This window comes from Nonomuraea sp. NBC_00507 (assembly GCF_036013525.1).
Taxonomy (GTDB): Bacteria; Actinomycetota; Actinomycetes; order Streptosporangiales; family Streptosporangiaceae; genus Nonomuraea.
This window is the reverse complement of sequence record NZ_CP107853.1, coordinates 10,121,799-10,141,616: the sequence shown is the minus strand read 5'-3', so window position 1 is coordinate 10,141,616 and position 19,818 is coordinate 10,121,799. Positions and strand designations below refer to the sequence as shown.

General features: G+C 70.3%; 15 protein-coding genes. 12 read left to right on the top strand and 3 right to left on the bottom strand.

The window, feature by feature from the left end:
• Nucleotides 1–54 precede the first annotated feature (54 nt).
• Complete coding sequence (locus tag OHA25_RS48720; RefSeq protein ID WP_327583654.1) at nt 55–2,349, top strand: polysaccharide lyase 8 family protein; 2,295 nt, start codon at nt 55–57, stop codon at nt 2,347–2,349.
• On the opposite strand, the gene OHA25_RS48715 is transcribed toward OHA25_RS48720, so the two are convergent.
• Nucleotides 2,339–3,538: an aminoglycoside phosphotransferase family protein gene (locus tag OHA25_RS48715; RefSeq protein ID WP_327583653.1), complete on the bottom strand. Its 1,200-nt coding sequence runs from the start codon at nt 3,536–3,538 to the stop codon at nt 2,339–2,341. The genes OHA25_RS48720 and OHA25_RS48715 overlap by 11 nt on opposite strands.
• 79 nt (nt 3,539–3,617) lie before the next feature.
• Nucleotides 3,618–4,628 carry a LacI family DNA-binding transcriptional regulator gene (locus OHA25_RS48710; protein ID WP_327583652.1) on the bottom strand — a complete coding sequence of 337 codons (1,011 nt, stop codon included), beginning with the start codon at nt 4,626–4,628 and terminating at the stop codon, nt 3,618–3,620.
• Nucleotides 4,629–4,753: 125 nt separating this feature from the next.
• Here OHA25_RS48710 and OHA25_RS48705 point away from each other — a divergent pair, with 125 nt between their 5' ends.
• The 7 genes from OHA25_RS48705 (at nt 4,754) to OHA25_RS48675 (ending at nt 12,283) form a co-directional block, all read left to right on the top strand.
• Nucleotides 4,754–6,121 carry an ABC transporter substrate-binding protein gene (locus OHA25_RS48705; protein WP_327583651.1) on the top strand — a complete coding sequence of 456 codons (1,368 nt, stop codon included), beginning with the start codon at nt 4,754–4,756 and terminating at the stop codon, nt 6,119–6,121.
• A complete protein-coding gene (locus OHA25_RS48700; RefSeq protein WP_327583650.1) occupies nt 6,118–6,984 on the top strand; it encodes a carbohydrate ABC transporter permease in 867 nt (288 codons plus the stop codon). Before OHA25_RS48705 ends, OHA25_RS48700 begins: the two co-directional genes overlap by 4 nt.
• Nucleotides 6,981–7,823 carry a carbohydrate ABC transporter permease gene (locus OHA25_RS48695; protein WP_327583649.1) on the top strand — a complete coding sequence of 281 codons (843 nt, stop codon included), beginning with the start codon at nt 6,981–6,983 and terminating at the stop codon, nt 7,821–7,823. The genes OHA25_RS48700 and OHA25_RS48695 overlap by 4 nt, the downstream gene beginning before the upstream one ends.
• 27 nt (nt 7,824–7,850) lie before the next feature.
• Complete coding sequence (locus OHA25_RS48690) at nt 7,851–9,869, top strand: glycoside hydrolase family 2 protein (RefSeq protein ID WP_327583648.1); 2,019 nt, start codon at nt 7,851–7,853, stop codon at nt 9,867–9,869.
• A 9-nt stretch (nt 9,870–9,878) separates the two neighbouring features.
• Nucleotides 9,879–11,510 carry a ricin-type beta-trefoil lectin domain protein gene (locus OHA25_RS48685; RefSeq protein ID WP_327583647.1) on the top strand — a complete coding sequence of 544 codons (1,632 nt, stop codon included), beginning with the start codon at nt 9,879–9,881 and terminating at the stop codon, nt 11,508–11,510.
• Between the two features lie 340 nt (nt 11,511–11,850).
• Nucleotides 11,851–12,009 (top strand): hypothetical protein, encoded by a 159-nt coding sequence (locus tag OHA25_RS48680; protein ID WP_327583646.1) that lies wholly within the window; start codon nt 11,851–11,853, stop codon nt 12,007–12,009.
• Complete coding sequence (locus OHA25_RS48675; RefSeq protein WP_327583645.1) at nt 11,993–12,283, top strand: hypothetical protein; 291 nt, start codon at nt 11,993–11,995, stop codon at nt 12,281–12,283. The genes OHA25_RS48680 and OHA25_RS48675 overlap by 17 nt, the downstream gene beginning before the upstream one ends.
• 19 nt (nt 12,284–12,302) lie before the next feature.
• Here the strand turns inward: OHA25_RS48675 and OHA25_RS48670 are convergent, their stop codons facing one another.
• A complete protein-coding gene (locus OHA25_RS48670) occupies nt 12,303–13,931 on the bottom strand; it encodes a hypothetical protein (protein WP_327583644.1) in 1,629 nt (542 codons plus the stop codon).
• Nucleotides 13,932–14,239: 308 nt separating this feature from the next.
• Here OHA25_RS48670 and OHA25_RS48665 point away from each other — a divergent pair, with 308 nt between their 5' ends.
• From OHA25_RS48665 to OHA25_RS48650, 4 genes are read left to right on the top strand one after another with little or no spacing between them, the layout of a single operon-like run.
• A complete protein-coding gene (locus tag OHA25_RS48665; protein ID WP_327591155.1) occupies nt 14,240–16,378 on the top strand; it encodes an alpha-galactosidase in 2,139 nt (712 codons plus the stop codon).
• Between the two features lie 3 nt (nt 16,379–16,381).
• Nucleotides 16,382–17,326, top strand: coding sequence for a carbohydrate ABC transporter permease (locus OHA25_RS48660; protein ID WP_327583643.1), 945 nt, complete (start codon nt 16,382–16,384; stop codon nt 17,324–17,326).
• A 12-nt stretch (nt 17,327–17,338) separates the two neighbouring features.
• Nucleotides 17,339–18,283, top strand: a complete 945-nt coding sequence (locus OHA25_RS48655; protein WP_327583642.1) for a carbohydrate ABC transporter permease — start codon at nt 17,339–17,341, stop codon at nt 18,281–18,283.
• Between the two features lie 44 nt (nt 18,284–18,327).
• A complete protein-coding gene (locus OHA25_RS48650) occupies nt 18,328–19,683 on the top strand; it encodes an ABC transporter substrate-binding protein (RefSeq protein WP_327583641.1) in 1,356 nt (451 codons plus the stop codon).
• Nucleotides 19,684–19,818: the final 135 nt, after the last annotated feature.

Sequence of the window (19,818 nt, the reverse complement as noted above, 5' to 3'; positions counted from 1 at the left end):
CTGCCGACATATGATCCTTTGACCTGATATTTGCGCGATTGTCGGAAGGCTTTCATGATCCACCCCCTCAGTCGGCGGTCCGCCCTGCTGGGCGCCGCGGCCGTGGCCGGTCTCGCCCTGTGGGAAAGACCGGCCGAGGCGGTCGGCGCCGCCGCGTTCGACGCGGCGCGTGAGCGCTGGGTGAGCTTGCTGGCCGGCGGGTCGTACAACTCCGCCTATACCGACAAGACACAGGCGATCGAGGGCTCGGCCCATGCGGTGCTGCGCAAGCTGAAGCCCGCCCCGGACCGCCCGAGCCTGTGGCCCGACCTGCCGCTCGGCGACCCTGGGACGGGCAACTTCAACCGTGCCTACAACCGCATGCGCACACTGGCGCTGGGCTGGGCCACGCCGGGCACCGCCATGCACCGGGACGGGCAGGTCGCCGAGACCGCGGTCAGGGCGCTGGACTTCCTGTACGAGCACGCCTATCACGAGGGGCTCGACCGGCGGGGCAGCAACTGGTTCTGGTGGGAGATCGGCGTCCCCCGCGCGCTGACCGACACCTGCGCCCTGCTCTACGACGGCCTGCCCAAGGACCGCCTCGAACGCTGGCTGCGACCGCTGCGCCGCTGGTGCCCCGACCCGGAACGCCGCGTCAGCCATCCCGGCGTCGTCGAGACCGGCGCCAACCGGGCGGGCAAGGCCACGGCGGTGGCGATGCGCGGATTGCTCACCCATGACGCCCGCCTCATCAAGCGGGCCAGGGACGCGGTCTCCGACCTGCTGCGGCCGACGAGGGGTCCAGGTGACGGCTTCTACCGTGACGGGTCGTTCATCCAGCACGACGTGTACCCCTACACCGGCAGCTACGGCGTGGACTACCTGGAGAGCGTGGCCAAGCTGATCGCCATGCTCTCCCGGTCACCGTGGGAGATCACCGGAATCGGGAACGTGTACGACTTGGTGGATCGCTCGTTCGCGCCGTTCATCTTCGACGGGCTGATGATGGACTGCGTACGCGGCCGGCAGATCTCGGTGCAGGGCCATCGCGACTACCACTCGGGGCAGAAAGCGGTCGAGGCCATCCTCACCTTGCTGGAGACGGCGCCCGAGCGCCATGCCCAGCGCTGGCGGCCGCTGGTGAAGGGCTGGCTCACCCGCAACCAGGCCACCCCTTACGACACGCTCGCACCGCTGGCGAGCATCGCGAAGGCCACGGCCCTGCTGGAGGACCCGTCGGTGCCGGTCGGCCCGCGCACGACGGGCACGTACGTCTTCGCCGACATGGACCGGGTCGTGCACCGCCGCCCCACCTGGGCCTACGCGATCGCGATGAGCTCGGAGCGGATCGGCACGGCCGAGGCCATGAACCGGGAGAACCTGCACGGCTGGTACACCGGCGACGGCATGACCTACCTCTACACCGGCGACTTCACCCACTGGAACGACGACCTGTGGCCCACGATCGACCCGTACCGGCTGCCGGGCACGACGGTCGACACGCGGCGACGCGCCGCTCTCCCGCACGGCAAGCGTCGCCTGCCACCCACCCCGTGGGCGGGCGGCGTGGCACTCGACGGCGAGTACGGCGTGGCGGCCATGAAGCTGATCGCCGACGGCTCCTCGCTGCGGGCCAAGAAGGCGTGGTTCCTTCTCGATGACGCGGTGATCGCCCTCGGCGCCGGCATCGCCGCCTCCGACGGCCGCCGCATCGAGACCATCGTGGAGAACCGCAACACCCACGACTGGCATCCGCCGCTGACCCGGGGCGACGGCTGGGTCCACCTGTCCGGCGTGGCCGGCTACGCGCTGCTCGACGGCGCCGACGCGAAGGTGATCCGCAAGAAGCGCACCGGCCGCTGGCGGGACATCGACAAGGGCGCTACCACCGGAGGCGACAAGACGCCCGTCACCAGGCACTACACGACGATCCTCATCGACCACGGCGTCGATCCGCGCAAGGCACGCTATGCCTATGCCGTGCTGCCCGAAGCCTCCATCGCGCAGACCGCGGCTTACGGCGGGCGCATCGAGATCCTCGCCAACTCCAGAACGGTGCAGGCCATTTCCCGCGACAACCTGCTCGCCGCCGTCTTCTGGCGCGCGGGGACCGTCGAGACCGCGGATGGACCGCTCACCGCCGACGGCCCCTGCACGCTGCTCATCCGCCGCGACCACAAGCGGGTACGGCTCGCGGTCTCCGACCCGTCCAGGACCGCCGACGAGGTGAAGATCACGCTGCCCTGGCCGGTGAAGGCGGTCAAGGAAAACGACCGGAGCGTGCGCAAGGCCAAGAGAGCGGTCAAGGTGGAAGTCGGTGGCAGCCGCGGGCACGCCCACACCGCGGTGGTGCACGTCAGTCCATGATCACGGCGGAGCGCAGGGCGGCGCGGATGCTGGTGGCTGGGTCGCCGAGGTGATAGATCCGCTCCGACGGTTCGATGCCGTCCAGGAACTCCTGGTAGCGGACGGCGTAGTCCAGATGGGACAGTGGTTCGGCGATCGCGAGTGCTCGGGCCGGGTCGCTACCGGGTGCGTAGGCGGTCCAGGCCTCGATCCAGGCCTCGGCAGCGGCGGGTCGTTTGGCGGGGGGAAGCCAGTCGCGGGCCCGTATTCCGTCCAGCACCGGGTTGCCGACGTGCGCGTCGGCGAAGTCCACCACGGCCGGCGGGCCGCCGTCGCTGCGCCAGTTTCCCGGGTGGAAGTCGCCGTGCACGACCGTGTCGGGCAGGCCGCACTCGGCCAGCAGGGGCCACCGTTCGACCAGCTCGTACGCACCCTCCAGCTCCTCGGCGGTCAGCTCGCGGGCCACGTCACCGGCGAGCAGCTCGCGGACCCGGTCGGCGACGACGGGTCCGCGCCGGTCCGGCAACCCGGGCGGGATCGCGCCCGCCAGGCCGGCCTGTGCGGCGGCCAGTCGCGTCACAGCGCTGTCGATGATCTCGACGGGGGCGTCCCAGCAGTCCTCGCCGGGAAGGTGCTCCAGCAGGACCCGCCGCGGTCCCGACGCCACGACCGTGGGAACCAGGCCCGGGTCCAGGGCCGCGAACGCGCCGATGACGGCGGCCTCGTCGGTGGCGAAGTGCGGCGTGGCCTTCAGCCATACGGACCCTTGGGCGGTGGGCAGGAGGAACAGCCCGGCCAGATTCCAGGTCCTGCGTTGCCGGATCGGCCCGGTCAGCGGTCGGCCGGCCGCCCTCAGCGCGTCCGCCGCCCAGCTCAACAGCTCCCGCAGCCCGTCGATCCGCGCCCACGGCGCCCGCAGCCGCTCGGGCCTGTCCAGCACCGCTTGATCGGCGGGCAGCGGAGCCGTCAGCCGCCCGGGGGCGGGCCGCTCCAGCGCTTCGACGTGATAGGTCACATGACCACCGCGGCCGCCTTCGCCGCCGTCCACGTCCAGGAGGCGCAGCACCAGCACGTCCACGCCGAGCGCCTGGCGCAGGTGCGCGACCACCGGCTCCACATCGGCCCACCACGGCACATCCACCGCGAACGGGCCGATGACACCGAGCCGATCGTCACCCGAGGTGATCCATGCGCTGACTGTCCTGTCCATCCGCTCAGTGTGATCGCTCCCCGCGACGCCCGCCACGGAATATCCGGCCGCGCGGTACGAGATCGCGGGATGAGGCGTCCTAGCCCGCCGTGCTCTCCCGGACGATCAGCCGGTGAGGCACCACGATCTCGGCGGGCGCGGCGGCGGTGCCGCTGATCGCTTCGAGGAGGATGTTCACCGCCCGGCGCGCGATCTCGCCCTTGTCGGGGGCGACCGTGGTCAGGCTGGGCGTGCTGTACTGGCCCTCCTCGATGTCGTCGATGCCGGCCACGGCCACGTCGTCGGGGATGCGCCGTCCCGCCCTGGTCAGCGCCCGCATCGCGCCGAGGGCCAGCAGGTCGTTGTAGCAGAACACGGCGTCGGGCGGCTCGGGGAGTGCCAGCAGCGACTCCATGGCCTCGGCGCCGAGCCGCCGGTGGAAGTGCGGGGTGGACACGATCAGGCGTTCGTCCACTTCCAGGCCCGCCCGCGCCAGCCCCTGCCGGTAGCCGGCCGTGCGGAGCTGCGCGGTCTCGCCGGTCGCGTACGGCTGGTCGCCGATGGCGGCCACGCGGCGGCGGCCGAGGCCGAGCAGGTGCGCGGTGGCGTCCCGGGCCGCCGCCACGTTGTCGATGGCCACGTGATGGAAGCTGCCGTTGAAGATGTGCTCGCCGAGCAGCACGATCGGGATCCGGTTGCCCCGGGACCGCAGCTCCTGCGCCGACACGGTCAGCGGGCTCAGCAAGAGCCCGTCGAACATGGTGGCCCGCGAGTCCCGGCCGAGCAGCTCGCGCTCGCGATCCCCGTCGCCGTCGGTCTGGTCGATCATCACCACGTAGCCGTGCGCACGGGCCGCGGTGATCACCTGCCGGGCCAGCTCGGCGAAGTACGGCACGTCCAGCTCGGGCACGACCAGGGCGATCATCCCGGTGCGCCCCTGTTTGAGATTGCGCGCGATCAGATTGGGGCGGTAGTCGAGCTCGTCCAGCGCCGCCTGGACCCGGACCCGCAGCTCCTCGGAGACCGGCGCGTAGCCGTTGACCACGTTGGACACCGTGCGGATCGAGACGTTCGCCCGCTTGGCGACGTCGCGCAGAGTTGCACCGGCCATGCGTCTCCTTTACGCCCTTCCAAACCTCACTAGATCTTAACCGCTCTTGCATCGTTGCAGACAAGTATGCATGATGTCTGCATCGTTGCAGAGCCCTCACCTGAGGCGAGGCCGAGGAGTCAGAGATGTCCGAACCACCCATGGACCGCCGTGGATTTCTCAAGGGAGCCCTGGGCCTCGGCGCGCTCGCCGCGACCGGCGGCGCGCTGGCCGGCTGCGCCCCCGGCGCCCCGGGCGCCCAGCCGAGCAAGCTCGCCAAGCCCACCGCCTCGGCCGCGTCCGCGAAGGGCCAGATCACCATCTGGAACCGGTCCGGCGACCTGTTCAAGGTGTTCGACGCGGCGATCGCCAAGTTCCGCGAGGCGTACCCGAACGTCACGGTGAACCACCAGGCCGTGGACATCGACGCCAAGCTGGCCAACACCCTGATCAGCGGCACGGACGTGCCCGACGGCAGCTTCTGGGAGGACGCCAAGATCGGCGGGCAGGCCGAGCACCTGTTCGACCTGACCGACCTGATCGCGCCGTACCGCGAGCAGACGTCGCCGTACAAAGTGTCGGTGAGCACCGTCGGGGGCAAGATCTACGGCGTGCCGTGGGACCTGGACCCCGGCCTGCTTTGGTATCGCGAGGACGTCCTGGAGGGCGCGGGGATCGACCCGGCGAGCCTGGCCACGTACGACGACCTGCTGACCGCGGCCCGCACGATCAAGGAGAAGGACCCCAAGACCAGGCCCATCCACCTGGACAAGAGCCCGTTCCTGGGCCAGCTGTGGCTGGAGATGCTGGCCAACCAGCAGGGCACCAGCCTCACCGACGCCCAGGGCAAGCTCCGGCTCGACTCGGCCGAATACCGGCGGATCTTCGCCTGGATCCAGACCGCGGTCAAGGACGGCCTGGTCACCCACGCGCCCTACCTGGAGCCGGCCGACGTCAACACGCTGGAGAGCGGCCAGCAGGTGTTCGTGCCGTGGGCGATCTGGTGGTCCTTCGCCCCGCAGCAGCTGCTCAAGGCCACCAAGGGCAAGTGGCGGGCGGCGCCGCTGCCGGCCTGGACGCCGGGCGGCGCGCGCAGCGGCGCGATGGGCGGCAGCAGCTTCGTCATCCCCGCCAAGGCCAAGAACCCCGAGCTGGCCTGGCTGCTGTATGAGTTCCTGTGTTTCAAGGAGCCCGGCTACACCGCCGTGTACGGCCCCAACAGCGTCTACCCCGGCGGCCTGTCCACCTCGATCCCCAGCTACCAGCCCGCGCTCGACCCGGCCAAGCCGCTGTTCCAGCCGATCGAGGCGCTCGGCGGCCAGGACCTGTGGAAGGTGGCCGTGGACGCCGCCGCCACCATCCCGGCCGCCGCGCCGATCCCGTGGTGGTGGGCGCAGTCGGTGGACTACCTCGGCAACAACGTGCAGCGCCTGATGGAGGGCAAGATGGCGCCCGACGACGTGATCGCCGAGTCGGCGCAGAAGATCCAGCGCAACCTCATCGACCGCTCATGAGGTCTGTTCGACTGTCGCCGTACCTGTTCATCGCTCCGTTCTTCGTGGTCTTCGCCGCGTTCGGGATCTACCCGCTGATCTACGCGCTGCAGCTCAGCTTCATGCGCTGGCGGGGCGCCGGCGAGGCCCACTGGGTGGGGCTCGGTAACTACCTCTACCTGCTGACCAGCCCGGACTTCTGGGCCTCGCTCGGCAACAGCGCGGTCATGTGGCTGCTGATCGTGCCGATCCAGGTCATCGCCGGGTTGGGTGGCGCGGTGCTGCTGGCCAACGCCAAGCTACGGCTGCGCGGGCTGTTCCGGGTGGCGTTCATCGCGCCGTTCGTGACCCCGCTGGTGGCCATGGCGCAGGTGTGGATCGTGGTGTTCGACCAGGACTACGGCCCGGTCAACCACCTGCTCAACCTGGTGGGCCTGCCGGACGTGGGCTGGCTGACGTCCACGGCGTGGGCCAAGCCGACGCTGGCGCTGCTGTTCCTGTGGAAGACCACCGGGTTCGCGATCATCATTCTGCTGGCCGGGCTGCAGGCCGTGCCCGGCGGCGTGTACGAGGCCGCCGCGCTCGACGGCGCCTCCCGCGCCCGCCAGTTCTGGTCGATCACCGTCCCGCTGGTGCGCCGGAGCATGGCGTTCCTGGTGGTCGTGCAGACGCTGGCCGTCTTCCAGATGTTCGCCGAGCCGTTCGTGGTCACCGAGGGCGGCCCGTACGGCTCCACCACCACCGCAGGCCTGTACCTGTACGACCACATCACCGCCTCCGACCTGGGCACCGGCGCCGCGAACTCGTTCCTGCTGGTGCTGCTGGTCTTCGGCCTGTCGCTGGTGTCGGTCAGGCTGCTGCGGCCGAAGGACGAGGCGTCATGAACCAGACCAGGCCCGGCCCCCTGCAGTACGCGGTGCTGGCGCTGCTCGCGATCGTGTTCCTCTACCCGATCTGGTGGGCGGTCAGCTCCTCGCTCAAGCCGGCGGCCGAGATCGTCTCCGATCCGCTGTCGATCGGCGCGTTGACGCTGGACAACTACCGGGCCATGTTCACCGACGTGCCGATCGGCACCGGATTCGCGAACACGGCGCTGGTCCTGGTGGTCAGGGGCGCGATGACGATGTTCTTCTGCCCGCTGGCGGGCTACGCCTTCGCCAAGTACGACTTCCCCGGCAAGAACCTGCTGTTCGGCGTGGTCCTGCTGACACTGATGCTGCCGACGCTGGTGCTGATCATCCCGCTGCTGCTGGAGATGAGCGCGCTGGGCTGGGTGAACACGTACCAGGCACTGATCCTGCCGGGCAGCATCGACGCGTTCAGCATCTTCTGGATGCGGCAGACCATCGCCGCCATCCCGGACGAGCTGATCGACGCAGGGCGGGTGGACGGCGCGGGCGAGTTCGGCATCTTCGCCAAGGTCGTGCTGCCGGTGATCCGGCCCGGCCTGGCCGCGCTGGCGGTGCTGACCACCATGAACGTCTACAACGACTTCGTCTGGCCGGTCGTCGCCGTCAACGACACCTCACACCAGACGCTGCAGGTGGTGCTGGCCACGCTGGCGCAGAACGTCACCGGCAACAGGATCGGCGCCGACTTCGCGACGGTCTGGGGCGAACTCCTCGCTGCGGGCAGCATCGCGCTCCTGCCGCTGCTGGTGATCTTCGTCCTGCTGCAGCGCCACTTCATCAACGGCATCCTCGCGGGCAGCGTCAAGGGCTGACCCCCCGTCCTCACGGAAGAGAGCACCATGGAATATCCCCGCCCCCACTTCGACCGGTCGCACTCCTGGTCGAGCCTCAACGGCGAGTGGGACTTCCGGGCCGGCCCCGAGCCGGACTGGAACCGGACCATCACCGTGCCCTTCGCCTGGGAGACCCCCGCGTCCGGCATCGAGGCCCACTGGCTGCCGGTGGCCTGGTATCGCCGCCGGGTCACCATCCCGCCGGAGTGGACCGGGCAACGGGTGGTGCTGCACTTCGGCGCCGTGCACCACGAGGCCACCGTCTGGGTGAACGACGTCGAGGTGGTCGCCCACCGGGGCGGATACACGCCGTTCGAGGCCGACATCACCGACGCCCTGCGCGACGGCGGCGCCCAGGAGGTCGTGGTACGGGTCTCCGCGCCGCTCGACAAGCGCGAGATCGCGCACGGCAAGCAGCGCAGCATCCCGCGAGACGACTTCGACGGCGTGTGTTTCACCCCGTCGTCCGGGATCTGGCAGAGCGTCTGGCTGGAAGCCCGCCCCGCCACCCACCTGGCCGCCCTGAAGCTGCGCCCGTCGGCGGGACTGGACGCCATCGAGGTCGAGGCCCGAGTGGCGGGACCGGCGGAGTCCGTGCTCCGGCTGACCCTGCGCGGGACGGACACGACGATCGAGCTGCCGGTCGCCGGCGGGACCGTACGGGGCGTGCTGCCGGTCGCCGAGCCGCGTCTGTGGTCGCCGGACGACCCGCACCTCTACCACGTGGACGCCGAGCTGACCTCGGCCGACGGCACCGACCGGGTCGCCGCCTACACGGGTCTGCGCCGGATCGAGGTGATCGGCGAGGACCTGTACCTGAACGGCCGCCGCCTGTTCGTACGCGGCGTGCTCGACCAGGGCTACTGGCCACGCACCGGCATCACTCCACCCGACGACGCCGCGCTCCGCCACGACCTCGACCTCGCCGCCGCGGCCGGATACAACCTGGTCCGCAAACACCTCAAGCTGGAGGACCCGCGCTTCGTCCACCACGCCGACACGCTCGGCATGCTGCTGTGGGCCGAGCCCGCCGCCACCGGCCGCTTCTCCGCCGAGTCCGTGGCGGCGTTCGAGGAGCAGATCGCGCCCATGGTGGAACGCGACGGCAACTCCCCGGCGATCGTCATCTGGGGCCTGTACAACGAGGAGTGGGGCCTGGACTGGGACATCCCGGGCGACCCGGCCAAGCAGGAGGCCGCCGCGCGGGCGTACGACCTGCTCAAGGCCCTCGACCCGACCCGCCCGGCGGTGGACAACTCCGGCTGGACCCACGTCAAGACCGACCTCCTCGACTGGCACTACTACGACGAGTCCGCCGCCTCCTGGGGCCGGACGGTGGCCGCCCTGCTGGACGGCGCGCAGGACGACTTCCCGGTCCGGCTCGGCCCCGACTACGTCGTACGCAAGAAGCTGGCCGGCGCGCCGTCCCAGCCGCTGCGCGGCCTGCCCAACCTCAACAGCGAGTACGGCGGCGGCTTCACCAGCGTGGAACGCGCCTGGCACCTGCGCTGGCAGACCCAGGAGCTGCGCCGCCACGACCGCCTGGCCGGCTACGTCTACACCGAGCTGTACGACATCGAGCATGAGTCCGCCGGCCTGCTGGACTTCGAGCGCCGGGCCAAAGACCTGGCCGGGGTGGACCCGGCGCACGTGAACGCCACCACCACGCTCGTCCTCGACGTCGTCCCCGTCGCGCCCGGCCGGGACCTGCTGACCGAGGCGCGCGAGATCACCGTGCCCGTACGCGTCTCCCACCACGGCGCCGAGCCGGTCAACGGCCATCTGCACACCGCCTGGACCCCCGTGCTGCGCCCCGCCCCCGACGCACCCGGCGCGCCGGGCCCGTGGATCGAGGCCAAGCCGTTCCTGCTCAGCGCCCCCGCCGAGGTCAGCGCCGAGCTCCCGGCCGGTTGGACCAGCGGCCGCCTGCACCTCGCCCTGGTCAGCGACGGCGCCGTGGTCGCCCGCTCGGCCGTGGACGTGGACACCTGCACCGCCCCCGTCATCGGAGACGACTCGAACTAAGGAGACAGCGTGCGCCTCACACCCCCCATTGCCGCGTTAGCCCTGGTCGGAGCCTGCCTGGCCGGGTCCGCGAGTCCCGCCCAGGCGGCTCCGCCCGGCCAGGTGCTCTACGCGCCGAACCTGGGCACGTATCCGCAGGGCGACGCCAGCTACCCGCGGGCGATCCGACTCGACCACGACGGCTCGCCGAACGAGACCATGCTCGCGACGTTCGCCCGCCGCAACCACAACGCGCCCACGTCGCTGCCGATCTACCGCAGCACCGACGGTGGGCGCACCTGGTCAGCGAACCCGATCTCCACGATCACCTCCCACACGCCCGGCTGGGACCTGGAGGCCCCGGTTCTGTACGAGGTGCCGCGCACAGCCAACGGGCTGAACCAAGGCGACCTGCTGGCCGCGGGCACAGCTTGGGACGTCGGCGACTACACGGCCCAGAAGGTCGAGGTGTTCAAGAGCACCGACCACGGCGCGACCTGGACGTACCTGTCGAACTGCACGCAGACCAGCGGCCAGCCCAATTCGTGGGGCCACGGCATCTGGGAGCCGTGGTTCCTGCTGGCCCCGAACAATACCCTCGCCTGCTTCATCTCCGACGAGCGCCCCGCCAACACGCCCACCAACAACCAGGTCATCGGCCACTACACCTCCACCAACGGCGGCCAGTCGTGGAGCGCCACGCTCACCCAGGACGTGGCCTTCCCGGCCGACAACCTGGCCAGGCCGGGCATGTCAATCGTGACCGGGCTGCCGAACGGCTCATTCCTGATGGCGTACGAGATGTGCCGGGACGCCACCGACCCCGACCACGCCTGCGAGGTGTACGTCAAGACCAGCTCCGACGGCCTGAACTGGGGCTCCGGCACCGGGACCCTGGTCCGCACCTCCGACCAGCGGGAGCTGCTGCACACGCCGTACGTGGCCTGGTTGCCTGGCGGCGGCCCCAACGGCACGCTGCTGATGTCCGGCCAGCGCGTCGTCGCCGGCCCGACCGGCAACAAGACCGTGCTCGGCGAGTCCGGCCAGGTCCTGTTCGCCAACACCAATCTGGGCGCCGGCGCGTGGACCGAGATCGAGGCGCCGGTGAACGTCAACCCCACCGGCGGCTACAACACCGGCGAGCCGTCCTGCCCCGGCTACAGCTCGCCGATCGTGCCCTCCGCGAACGGCACCGGCTTCCTCTACCTCGCCGCCACCCAGCTCACCGGCAACCAGTGCCAGGTCAAGTACGGCATCGGCACGCTGTCCGGCACCGCCGGCCAGATCACCGGCCCCGCCGGCGCCGGCAAGTGCGTGGACGTGGACACCAACACGAACGCCAACGGCAACCCCGTGCAGCTGTGGGACTGCGGGATCGCCACCGGCCAGCGCTGGTCGCGGCACCCCGATGGCACTCTGCGCGCCTTCGGCAAGTGCCTGGACATCGACGCCAACGCCACCGCCAACTTCAGCAAGGTCCAGCTCTGGGAGTGCAACGGCGCGGGCGGCCAGCAGTGGCGCTCGCAGCCGAACGGCGCCCTGCTGAACCCGCAGTCCGGCCGCTGCCTCGACAGCCCCGGCGGCGCCACCGCCGCCGGCACCCGCCTGCAGATCTACGACTGCAACGGACTCGACCCGCAGAAGTGGAACCTCCCGGCCTAGGCGTTTCTGCAGCTCAGATGCGCACTGGCCGCGCCGGCGGCCTGGGCGGTGTTCGTGGTCACCCTGTCCACGAACACCGCTCGGGATACCCGGCGAACTCCACCACACGATCGGCGTGAACTTGTCGGTGGGAGGCGCTCCGAAGGCAGCCCAATCCTGTGCGCGCATGAGCGGGGGCGAGCTCGCCACGCAGCCCGGAGGAAGTACCGGCGCTGATCCATACGCCAAAGTCCAACAGAGGCACGCGGACGCGGCCCTGTTGCCGCAAGTCCGGGATCTCCTGCCCGGCCCTGAACCAGCAACCCGGTTCGCCCGCCGCCAGCGCGAGAAGAGCTCATGGATGTGGGAGGGCGAATGCGACGGCGCCTGCCTGATCGACCATGACGAACGGCGACTGCTGCTGTTCTGCCACTGCGATGGCGACCAAAGCTACCGGCTCGCGGCCCTGGCCAACACTCGCCCGGACCTGGCCCGGCTGGCGTGTGGAGTGGGCCTATGACGGCCTTCAGCAGATCAAGGTGGCAGTCGGCCACGCCGCCGAGGTCACCCCACCCTCCCCTCAAGCTCCGCAGGCCGGCGAAGAATGGTGCGAAAAAGTCGTCGCCGGTGTCCACCTCGACCTCGATGACCAGACCGCCGGCATCTGGACCACCTCGACGTTGCGCGGTGCCCTGCTGGACGTAGCCTTCACCCACCGCCCCATGGATCTGACCAGCGATGAGAAGGCTTTCGTTCATGCCGCCATCGCCGGCGTCATGACGTCGTCCCGATGAGCAAGGTGCGGGCGAGGTGTCACAACCCGAGCAGCTCGGTGCCGTCCATCAGCGGCCCGGCGCCGTACGGCTCCAGCCACCGGTAGCGGCGGTGGCCGTCACCGGTCCGCCAGTCGCGCGGGCTGCTGGTGTGCAGCCAGTCCAAGGGCTCCACGCCGCCCGGCACGCCGCCGTCCAGCGCGATCCGCACGGCGGCGCGCAGGTCGGCGTCCACGCCGGCGGTGCGGGCCCGCGGGTCCACCGAGACGAACAGCGCGGTGCCCGACCGGGCCACCAGGTCCAGGAACTCCCGGTTGCGTTCCCACGGGGTGGCCGGGGTGCAGGGCACGCAGTCGGCGTCCACGGCGAAGAAGGTGTGGTGCTGGGCCAGCCGGAAGGCCAGAGTGTTGACCCCCATCCGGCGGGTCCGCTCCCAGAACCTGCCGGAGGTGTCGTCGCCGGTCCGCTGCAGGTGGACCAGGCCGGCGGCCAGGTGGCCGACCGTGTTGCAGCCGAGCACCAGCGCGTCACCGGCCGCCTGCCTGATGGTCCGGTACAGGCTCAGGAGCACCTCGGCGTTGGTGACGGTGCGGTCGGCCAGCGCCCAGCCGGGTTCGGTGAGCCGCCGGCCCATGTGAAAACCCCACCGGGCGAAGTGGTCGTACGTGGAGAAGTCATGCTTGATCAGCTCGAAGCCCCAGCCGGTCAGGCGGCGGACGTCGGCGCCGATGGCGTGCAGGTTGTCCGGGATGCTCAGGTCCAGCGGCTGCTCGGGCACCGGTCGCGGGCCGGCCCGCAGTCGGCTCGGGTCGTCCACGACGGACAGCGCCGCCGGCCGGAGCCAGATGCCGGGCCGGGCTCCTGCGGCGGCGATGCCGGCGGCGAGGCCGGGCATGTCGTCGAAGAGGCCGGGGAGTCCGGCCGTCCACGGCCCGCCGGGGCACCCGCCGCCGGGGCTCCACCCGGCGTCCACCACGCAGAAGGGCCGGACCGGGTGGCCGCCGGCGAGGTCGGCGATGGTCTCCGCATCCCGCAGGACCTCGCCCGGGCCGAAGTCGCGGCCATAGGCGTAGTACCAGTTGTTGGCGCCGACGACCGGCTCGGGCGGCAGCAGCGGGTCGTCGCACATGGCCCGGCACAACTCGGTCAGCGCGGCGAACGGTGACACGTCCGCGCGCGGGCCGAGCCGGACCACGGTGGCCGCGTGCAGCCGCCGCCCGCCAGGTTCGACCGGCGCGGCGCCATTGCGTACGTCCAGCCAGAGCGTGACGCCGTCCTCGTCGAGGTTCCACGAGCAGAAGGCGGCGGGCCGGACCCGCACGCCCATGCCCTCGGTGCGGCCGGTGGCGGGGTCGTGGGCCAGCCAATACCAAGGCATGACGCGGTCCGGCTGGCGGTGCCGCCACTGCAGGTCGCCGTAGGAGCGTTCCCAGGCGTCGCCCAGGATCAGGGCCGGCTCCGGTAGCGGATCATGCCACCGCAGGGCCACCCGGGACAGGCCGCGGCGGGGGGAGCTCAGGTGGATCTCGAGGCCTTCGCCCGCCGGGTTCAGGTCGACCGCCACGTCCGGGGTGGCGAAGCCGGTGTGACCGCGCCGGGCCGGGGCCGGCCGGCCGTCGTCGTCGTCGTGCAGGACGAACACCTCATCGGGCACGCGTACCTCGCTCATGGCGCTCCAAGGCGGATGGGGGGTGGAGTGTCACAGGCTCGCGGAGCCGGGTGTGGGATCCGCGTAACGGACTCGTAACGAAGGATTGACATGCGGTTCAGGTGGGGGCACTTTTGAGGCCAGCTTAACAACTAAAAGCAATTAGTAAATCGAAATGGTCCCGCGCCGACCGTGGCTTTCTCCTCTTGATCGCCATGGTTAATCGTGCTGCCTAAATCGATTTACTAAAGCTTAGTTCCTCATCAGGAGGTGCCGCAGTGCCCCAGGAGACCAGCACGCGAGCCGAGGAGCCGACGGCGCCGTACGGCGTGGCGGCGAGCCGGCCGGAGCCGATCCACCTGCGGGCGGGCGGCGTCAGCCTGGTCCTGGATGTCGGCGGGCCGCGCCTGCCGAGCGTGCTGCACTGGGGCGGCGACCTCGGAGACATCACTCCGGCGCAGCTGCGCGAGCTGGCCCTCGCCGCCATTCCCGCCGTCGTCTCCAGCGGTCTCGACACGCCCGCGGAACTCTCGGTGCTCGCCGAGCACGCGACCGGCTGGCCGGGGCTGCCGGGACTACGCGGGCATCGCGGGGGCACGGCCTGGTCGCCGCTGTTCACGGTGACCTCCGCGCACGCCGCCGGCACGGAGGTCCGCGTCGAAGCCGTGGACGAGGCCGCGGGCCTGGAGCTGACGGTGTGGATCGCGCTCGACGCGACCGGCCTGATCACCCTGCGGGCCGCGGTGCGCAACCGGCATCCGGCCGAGCCGTACGTGCTGGACGGCCTCGTGCTCAACCTGCCGGTGCCCGCCGAGGCCGCCGCGCTGCTGGACCTGACCGGGCGGCACCTGCGCGAGCGGTCACCGCAGCGCCAGCCGTTCACCGTGGGCTCCCGGGTCAGGGAGAGCCGCCGCGGCCGCACAGGGGCGGACGCGTCGCTGCTCCTGGCAGCCGGTGTCCCCGGCTTCGGATTCCGCTCCGGCGAGGTGTGGGCCGTGCACGTGGGCTGGAGTGGCAACCACGTCACCTACGCCGAGCGCCTGCCGGACGGGCGGGCCGTCATCGGCGGCGGCGAGCTGCTCCTGCCGGGCGAGGTACGGCTGGAACCGGGGGAGGAGTACACCACCCCGCGGCTGTACGCGGCCTACGGCCACGGGCTGGACGACGTGTCGGACCGCTTCCACCAGCACCTGCGCGCCCGGGCGGGCCACCCGGCGGACCCGCGTCCCGTGGTCATGAACACCTGGGAGGCCGTCTACTTCGACCACGACCTGCCCAAGCTGCGCGCGCTCGCCGACCGGGCGGCCGAGGTGGGAGCGGAGCGGTTCGTCCTGGACGACGGCTGGTTCCGCCACCGCCGCGACGACTACGCCGGCCTCGGCGACTGGTACGTGGACGAGGACGTCTGGCCGCAGGGCCTGCACCCCCTGGTCGAGCACGTGCGGGCGCTCGGGATGCGGTTCGGTCTGTGGGTCGAGCCGGAGATGATCAATCCCGACTCCGACCTGGCCCGGGCCCACCCGGAGTGGATCATGTCGACGGGCGGGCGGACGCCGCCTGAGGTGCGTCACCAGCAGGTGCTCGACCTCGTGCACCCCGAGGCGTACGCGTACGTGCTGGACCGCCTGGACCGGCTCGTCGCCGAGTACGCCATCGACTACCTGAAGTGGGACCACAACCGCGACCTGATCGACGCGGGCCACAGCCCGCGCGGAGAGGCGGCCGTCCACCGGCAGACGCTGGCGGTCTACCGGCTGCTGGACGAGCTGCGCCGCCGCCACCCCGGCCTGGAGATCGAGTCCTGCTCCTCGGGGGGAGCGCGGGTGGACCTCGGCATCCTCCAGCGGACGGACCGGGTGTGGGGCAGCGACTGCATCGACGCCCTGGAACGCCAGTCGATCCAGCGCTGGACCCAGCTCCTGCTCCCGCCCGAGCTCATCGGCTCGCACGTGGGAGCCGGGCACGCGCACACCACCGGCCGGCGCCACGACCTCGCCTTCCGCGCGGGAACCGCGCTGTTCGGCCACTTCGGCATCGAATGGGACCTCACCTCGGCCTCGGTGGCCGAGCGAGCCGAGCTGACCCGCTGGATCGCGCTCTACAAGGACGTGCGTGGCCTGCTGCACACGGGGCGGATCGTCCGCGCCGATCACCCCGACTCCGCGCTGTGGGTGCACGGCGTGGTCGCGCAGGACCGCTCCGAGGCGATCTTCGCGCTGGTCGCGGTCGCGACCTCGGTCGTCGCGCCGCCCGGCCGGGTGCGGCTGCCCGGGCTCGACCCACAGGCGACGTACCGGGTCGAACCGCTGGCGCCGGGTGACGTGGCCGCCGGCATCAACCACGTACTCCCGTCGTGGCTGGCCCGCGGCGAGCTCCGGCTTCCCGGCTCGGTCCTGGAACAGGCCGGGATCCAGGCCCCCGATCTCTATCCAGAACACCTACTGCTGCTCCGGCTGACTAGGGAGTGATCGATGGCGAACACGGTCTCCGTTCCCACACCAAGACCCGGGGCGCCCGCGGGGCGCCACGAGCCGCAGGCCCGATCGCAGGAGAGGAGGGACCATCGGGCGGCGCTCTTCTTCATCCTCCCGGCGCTGCTCGGGTTCGCGGTCTTCTACCTCTGGCCCACGATCCGCGGCGTGTACCTGAGCTTCACCGACTACAGCCTGCTGGCTCCGCCCGAATGGGCCGGGGCGGCGAACTACGTCAAGCTCATCGGTGACGGCTCCTTCTGGCGCTCCCTCGCGGTGACCCTGGAATACGTCGTCATCAACATTTCGGTGCAGACGATCGTCGCGATCGTCCTGGCGGTCATGATGCACCGGCTGACCAAGTCGAGCTTCCTGCGCGGCGTGCTGCTGCTGCCGTACCTCGTCGCGAGCGTGGTCGTCGCCCTCGTGTGGTACTGGATGGCGGACTACACCCTCGGTGTGGTCAACCAGGTCATCGGCTGGATCGGGCTCGAGCCCCTGGGGTTCTTCGGGGAAGAGCACCTGGTGATCCCGACGATCGCGCTGGTGAACGTCTGGAAGCACATGGGCTACACGGCGCTGCTGATCTTCGCCGGTCTACAGGCGATCCCGAGGTCGCTCTACGAGGCGGCGTCCGTGGACGGATCCACGGAGTGGCGCTCGTTCTGGCGGATCACGCTGCCGCTGCTGCGGCCGGTGCTGGCGATGGTGCTGGTCATCACGGTCATCGGGTCGTTCCAGATCTTCGACACCGTGGCCGTCACCACCCAGGGCGGCCCGGCGGACGCCTCCAAGGTCATCTACTACTACATCTTCGAGAAGGCCTTCAGCCAGTTCGACTTCGGCTATGCCTCCGCGATGGGCGTCGCCCTCATCGCCATCCTCGCCGGTGTCTCGCTGCTTCAGATGCGCTTGCTGCGTGCGGGCGAGTCGGACCTGTCCTAGAGGAGCGCTGTCATGACCGCGATAAGCATGCCCTCGGCGAAGACCGCGGTGGCCAGGCCGGCCGCGCGCCAAGGACGTCGCACCCGCATCGGCCGGATCGCCGCCTGGGTGGTGCTCTGGATCTTCGTCCTGCTCACGCTGTTCCCGTTCTACTGGATGCTGCGCACCTCGCTGTCCAACAACCGGATGTTGTTCTCCGACCCCTCGTCCTGGCTGCCGGTGGCCCCGACCCTCGGCGGGTACGAGCGGGTGTTCGGGCTGGCCACCATCCAGGAGGCCCAGGCGCAGGGCGGCTCCGGAGCCTCCATCAGCTTCTGGCTCTACCTGCGCAACTCCGTGATCGTCGCGACGGTCATCACGATCGGCCAGGTGTTCTTCAGCGCCATGGCTGCCTACGCGTTCGCGCGGCTGCGCTGGCCCGGCCGGGACAAGGTGTTCTTCCTGTTCCTGACCGCGCTGATGGTCCCGCCGATCTTCATCCACCTGCCCAACTTCGAGCTGATGAAGAACATGGGGCTGCTCAACACCTTCGCCGGGATCGTGCTGCCGTACCTGTTCATGACCCCGTTCGCCGTCTTCTTCCTGCGGCAGTTCTTCCTGAACGTGAGCCGCGAGGTGGAGGAGGCCGCGATGCTCGACGGCGCCGGCTATCCCCGCATCTTCTTCCGGCTCATCCTGCCCATGAGCGCGGCGCCGATCGCCACGCTGGCCATCCTCACGTACATCAATTCCTGGAACGAGTACTTCTGGCCGCTGCTGGTCACCGATCCCACGAACGACGACGTCCGCGTGCTGACCGTGGCGCTCGGCGTGTTCAAGTCCCAGACGCCGCAGGGCAGCCCCGACTGGGCCGGGCTGATGGCCGCCACTCTCGTCGCGGCGCTTCCGGTGCTGGTGCTGTTCGCGGCGTTCGGCAAGCGCATCGTCAACTCCATCCAGTTCTCCGGTCTGAAGTGACCGCCGGATCTTCGCGTCAACCCCCCACTGGAAAGGACACCTTGATGATCAAAAAGCTGCCGGCGGTCGCCGGCGTCGCCCTGCTGTCGCTGGCCCTCGCCGCGTGCGGCGGCGGCACCAGCGGAGGGTCCGCCTCCGCCGGCGGAAAGGCGACCATCTCCTACTGGCTCTGGGACGCCAACCAGCAGTCGGCATACCAGCAGTGCGCCACCGACTTCCAGAAGGCCAACCCGAACATCACGGTCAAGATCACCCAGCTCGGCTGGGACGACTACTGGACCAAGCTCACCACGGGCTTCGTCTCCGGGTCCGCGCCGGACGTCTTCACCGACCACCTGGCCAAATACCCGGAGTTCGTCACCAAGCGCACCATCCTGCCGATCGACGACCTCGTCAAGCAGGACAAGGTGGACACCGGCATCTACGCGGAGGGCCTGGCCGACCTGTGGGTCGGCGCCGACGGCAAGCGGTACGGCCTGCCCAAGGACTGGGACACCATCGCCGTCTTCTACAACAAGAAGCTCACCGAGAAGGCGGGGATCACCGACGAGCAGCTGAAGAACATGGCCTGGAACCCTGCCGACGGCGGCACCTACGAGAAGATCATCGCCAAGCTGACCGTGGACAAGAACGGCAAGCGCGGCGACGAGCCCGGCTTCGACAAGAGCAAGGTCGAGACCTACGGCCTGTGGCTGGAGAGCTCCGGCAACGGCGTGGGCCAGACCCAGTGGAGCATGTACGCCGCCAGCAACGGCTGGAAGTTCACCGACAAGAACCCGTGGGGCAGCCAGTACAACTACGGCGACCCCAAGTTCCAGGAGACCATCACCTGGTGGAAGAGCCTGATCGACAAGGGTTACATGCCGCCGCTCAAGGCGACCGAGGGCGTGGCCTGGAACGACATGCTGTCCGCGGGTAAGGGTGCCATGGCGACCAACGGCAGCTGGATGATCGGTTCGGTGTTCGGCGCCAAGTCCGGCACGTTCGAGCCGGGACTCGCCCCGTTGCCCGCCGGCCCGACGGGCACGCGGATGAGCATGTTCAACGGCCTCGCCGACTCGATCTACGCGGGGACCAAGAACAAGGACGCCGCGTGGCAGTGGGTGAAGTATCTCGCCTCCCCTGCCTGCCAGAACGTCGTCGCCCAGCACGCGGTCGTCTTCCCCGCCATCCCCGCCGCGGTCGAGGTCGCCCAGAAGACGTTCGCGGACAAGGGCGTCGACGTCGAGGCGTTCACCGTGAACGTCAAGGACAAGACGACCTTCCTCTTCCCGATCACCGACCACGCCGCCGAGATCGAATCCGTCATGAAGCCGGCCATGGACGCCGTGATCGGCGGCAGCGCCCCGGCGAGCTCGCTGAGCAAGGCCAACGAGCAGGTCAACGCCCTGTTCAAGTGAGCGGGGCGAGATGCGGGCAGCCCGGCACGGCACGGCCGGTGCCGGGTCTGCCGCCGGAACGGGGTCCACATGTCCGATACGCACGCAAGAGTCACGCGGCCGGAGGTACTCATCGGCCGTACCACCTGCGCTACG

What these genes read in the sequence shown, in the direction of transcription:
- OHA25_RS48720 (WP_327583654.1), top strand. Translation starts at nt 55, where the DNA reads ATGATCCACCCCCTCAGTCGGCGGTCCGCCCTGCTGGGCGCCGCGGCC.
- OHA25_RS48715 (WP_327583653.1), bottom strand. Translation starts at nt 3,538, where the DNA reads ATGGACAGGACAGTCAGCGCATGGATCACCTCGGGTGACGATCGGCTC.
- OHA25_RS48710 (WP_327583652.1), bottom strand. Translation starts at nt 4,628, where the DNA reads ATGGCCGGTGCAACTCTGCGCGACGTCGCCAAGCGGGCGAACGTCTCG.
- OHA25_RS48705 (WP_327583651.1), top strand. Translation starts at nt 4,754, where the DNA reads ATGTCCGAACCACCCATGGACCGCCGTGGATTTCTCAAGGGAGCCCTG.
- OHA25_RS48700 (WP_327583650.1), top strand. Translation starts at nt 6,118, where the DNA reads ATGAGGTCTGTTCGACTGTCGCCGTACCTGTTCATCGCTCCGTTCTTC.
- OHA25_RS48695 (WP_327583649.1), top strand. Translation starts at nt 6,981, where the DNA reads ATGAACCAGACCAGGCCCGGCCCCCTGCAGTACGCGGTGCTGGCGCTG.
- OHA25_RS48690 (WP_327583648.1), top strand. Translation starts at nt 7,851, where the DNA reads ATGGAATATCCCCGCCCCCACTTCGACCGGTCGCACTCCTGGTCGAGC.
- OHA25_RS48680 (WP_327583646.1), top strand. Translation starts at nt 11,851, where the DNA reads ATGTGGGAGGGCGAATGCGACGGCGCCTGCCTGATCGACCATGACGAA.
- OHA25_RS48670 (WP_327583644.1), bottom strand. Translation starts at nt 13,931, where the DNA reads ATGAGCGAGGTACGCGTGCCCGATGAGGTGTTCGTCCTGCACGACGAC.
- OHA25_RS48660 (WP_327583643.1), top strand. Translation starts at nt 16,382, where the DNA reads ATGGCGAACACGGTCTCCGTTCCCACACCAAGACCCGGGGCGCCCGCG.
- OHA25_RS48655 (WP_327583642.1), top strand. Translation starts at nt 17,339, where the DNA reads ATGACCGCGATAAGCATGCCCTCGGCGAAGACCGCGGTGGCCAGGCCG.
- OHA25_RS48650 (WP_327583641.1), top strand. Translation starts at nt 18,328, where the DNA reads ATGATCAAAAAGCTGCCGGCGGTCGCCGGCGTCGCCCTGCTGTCGCTG.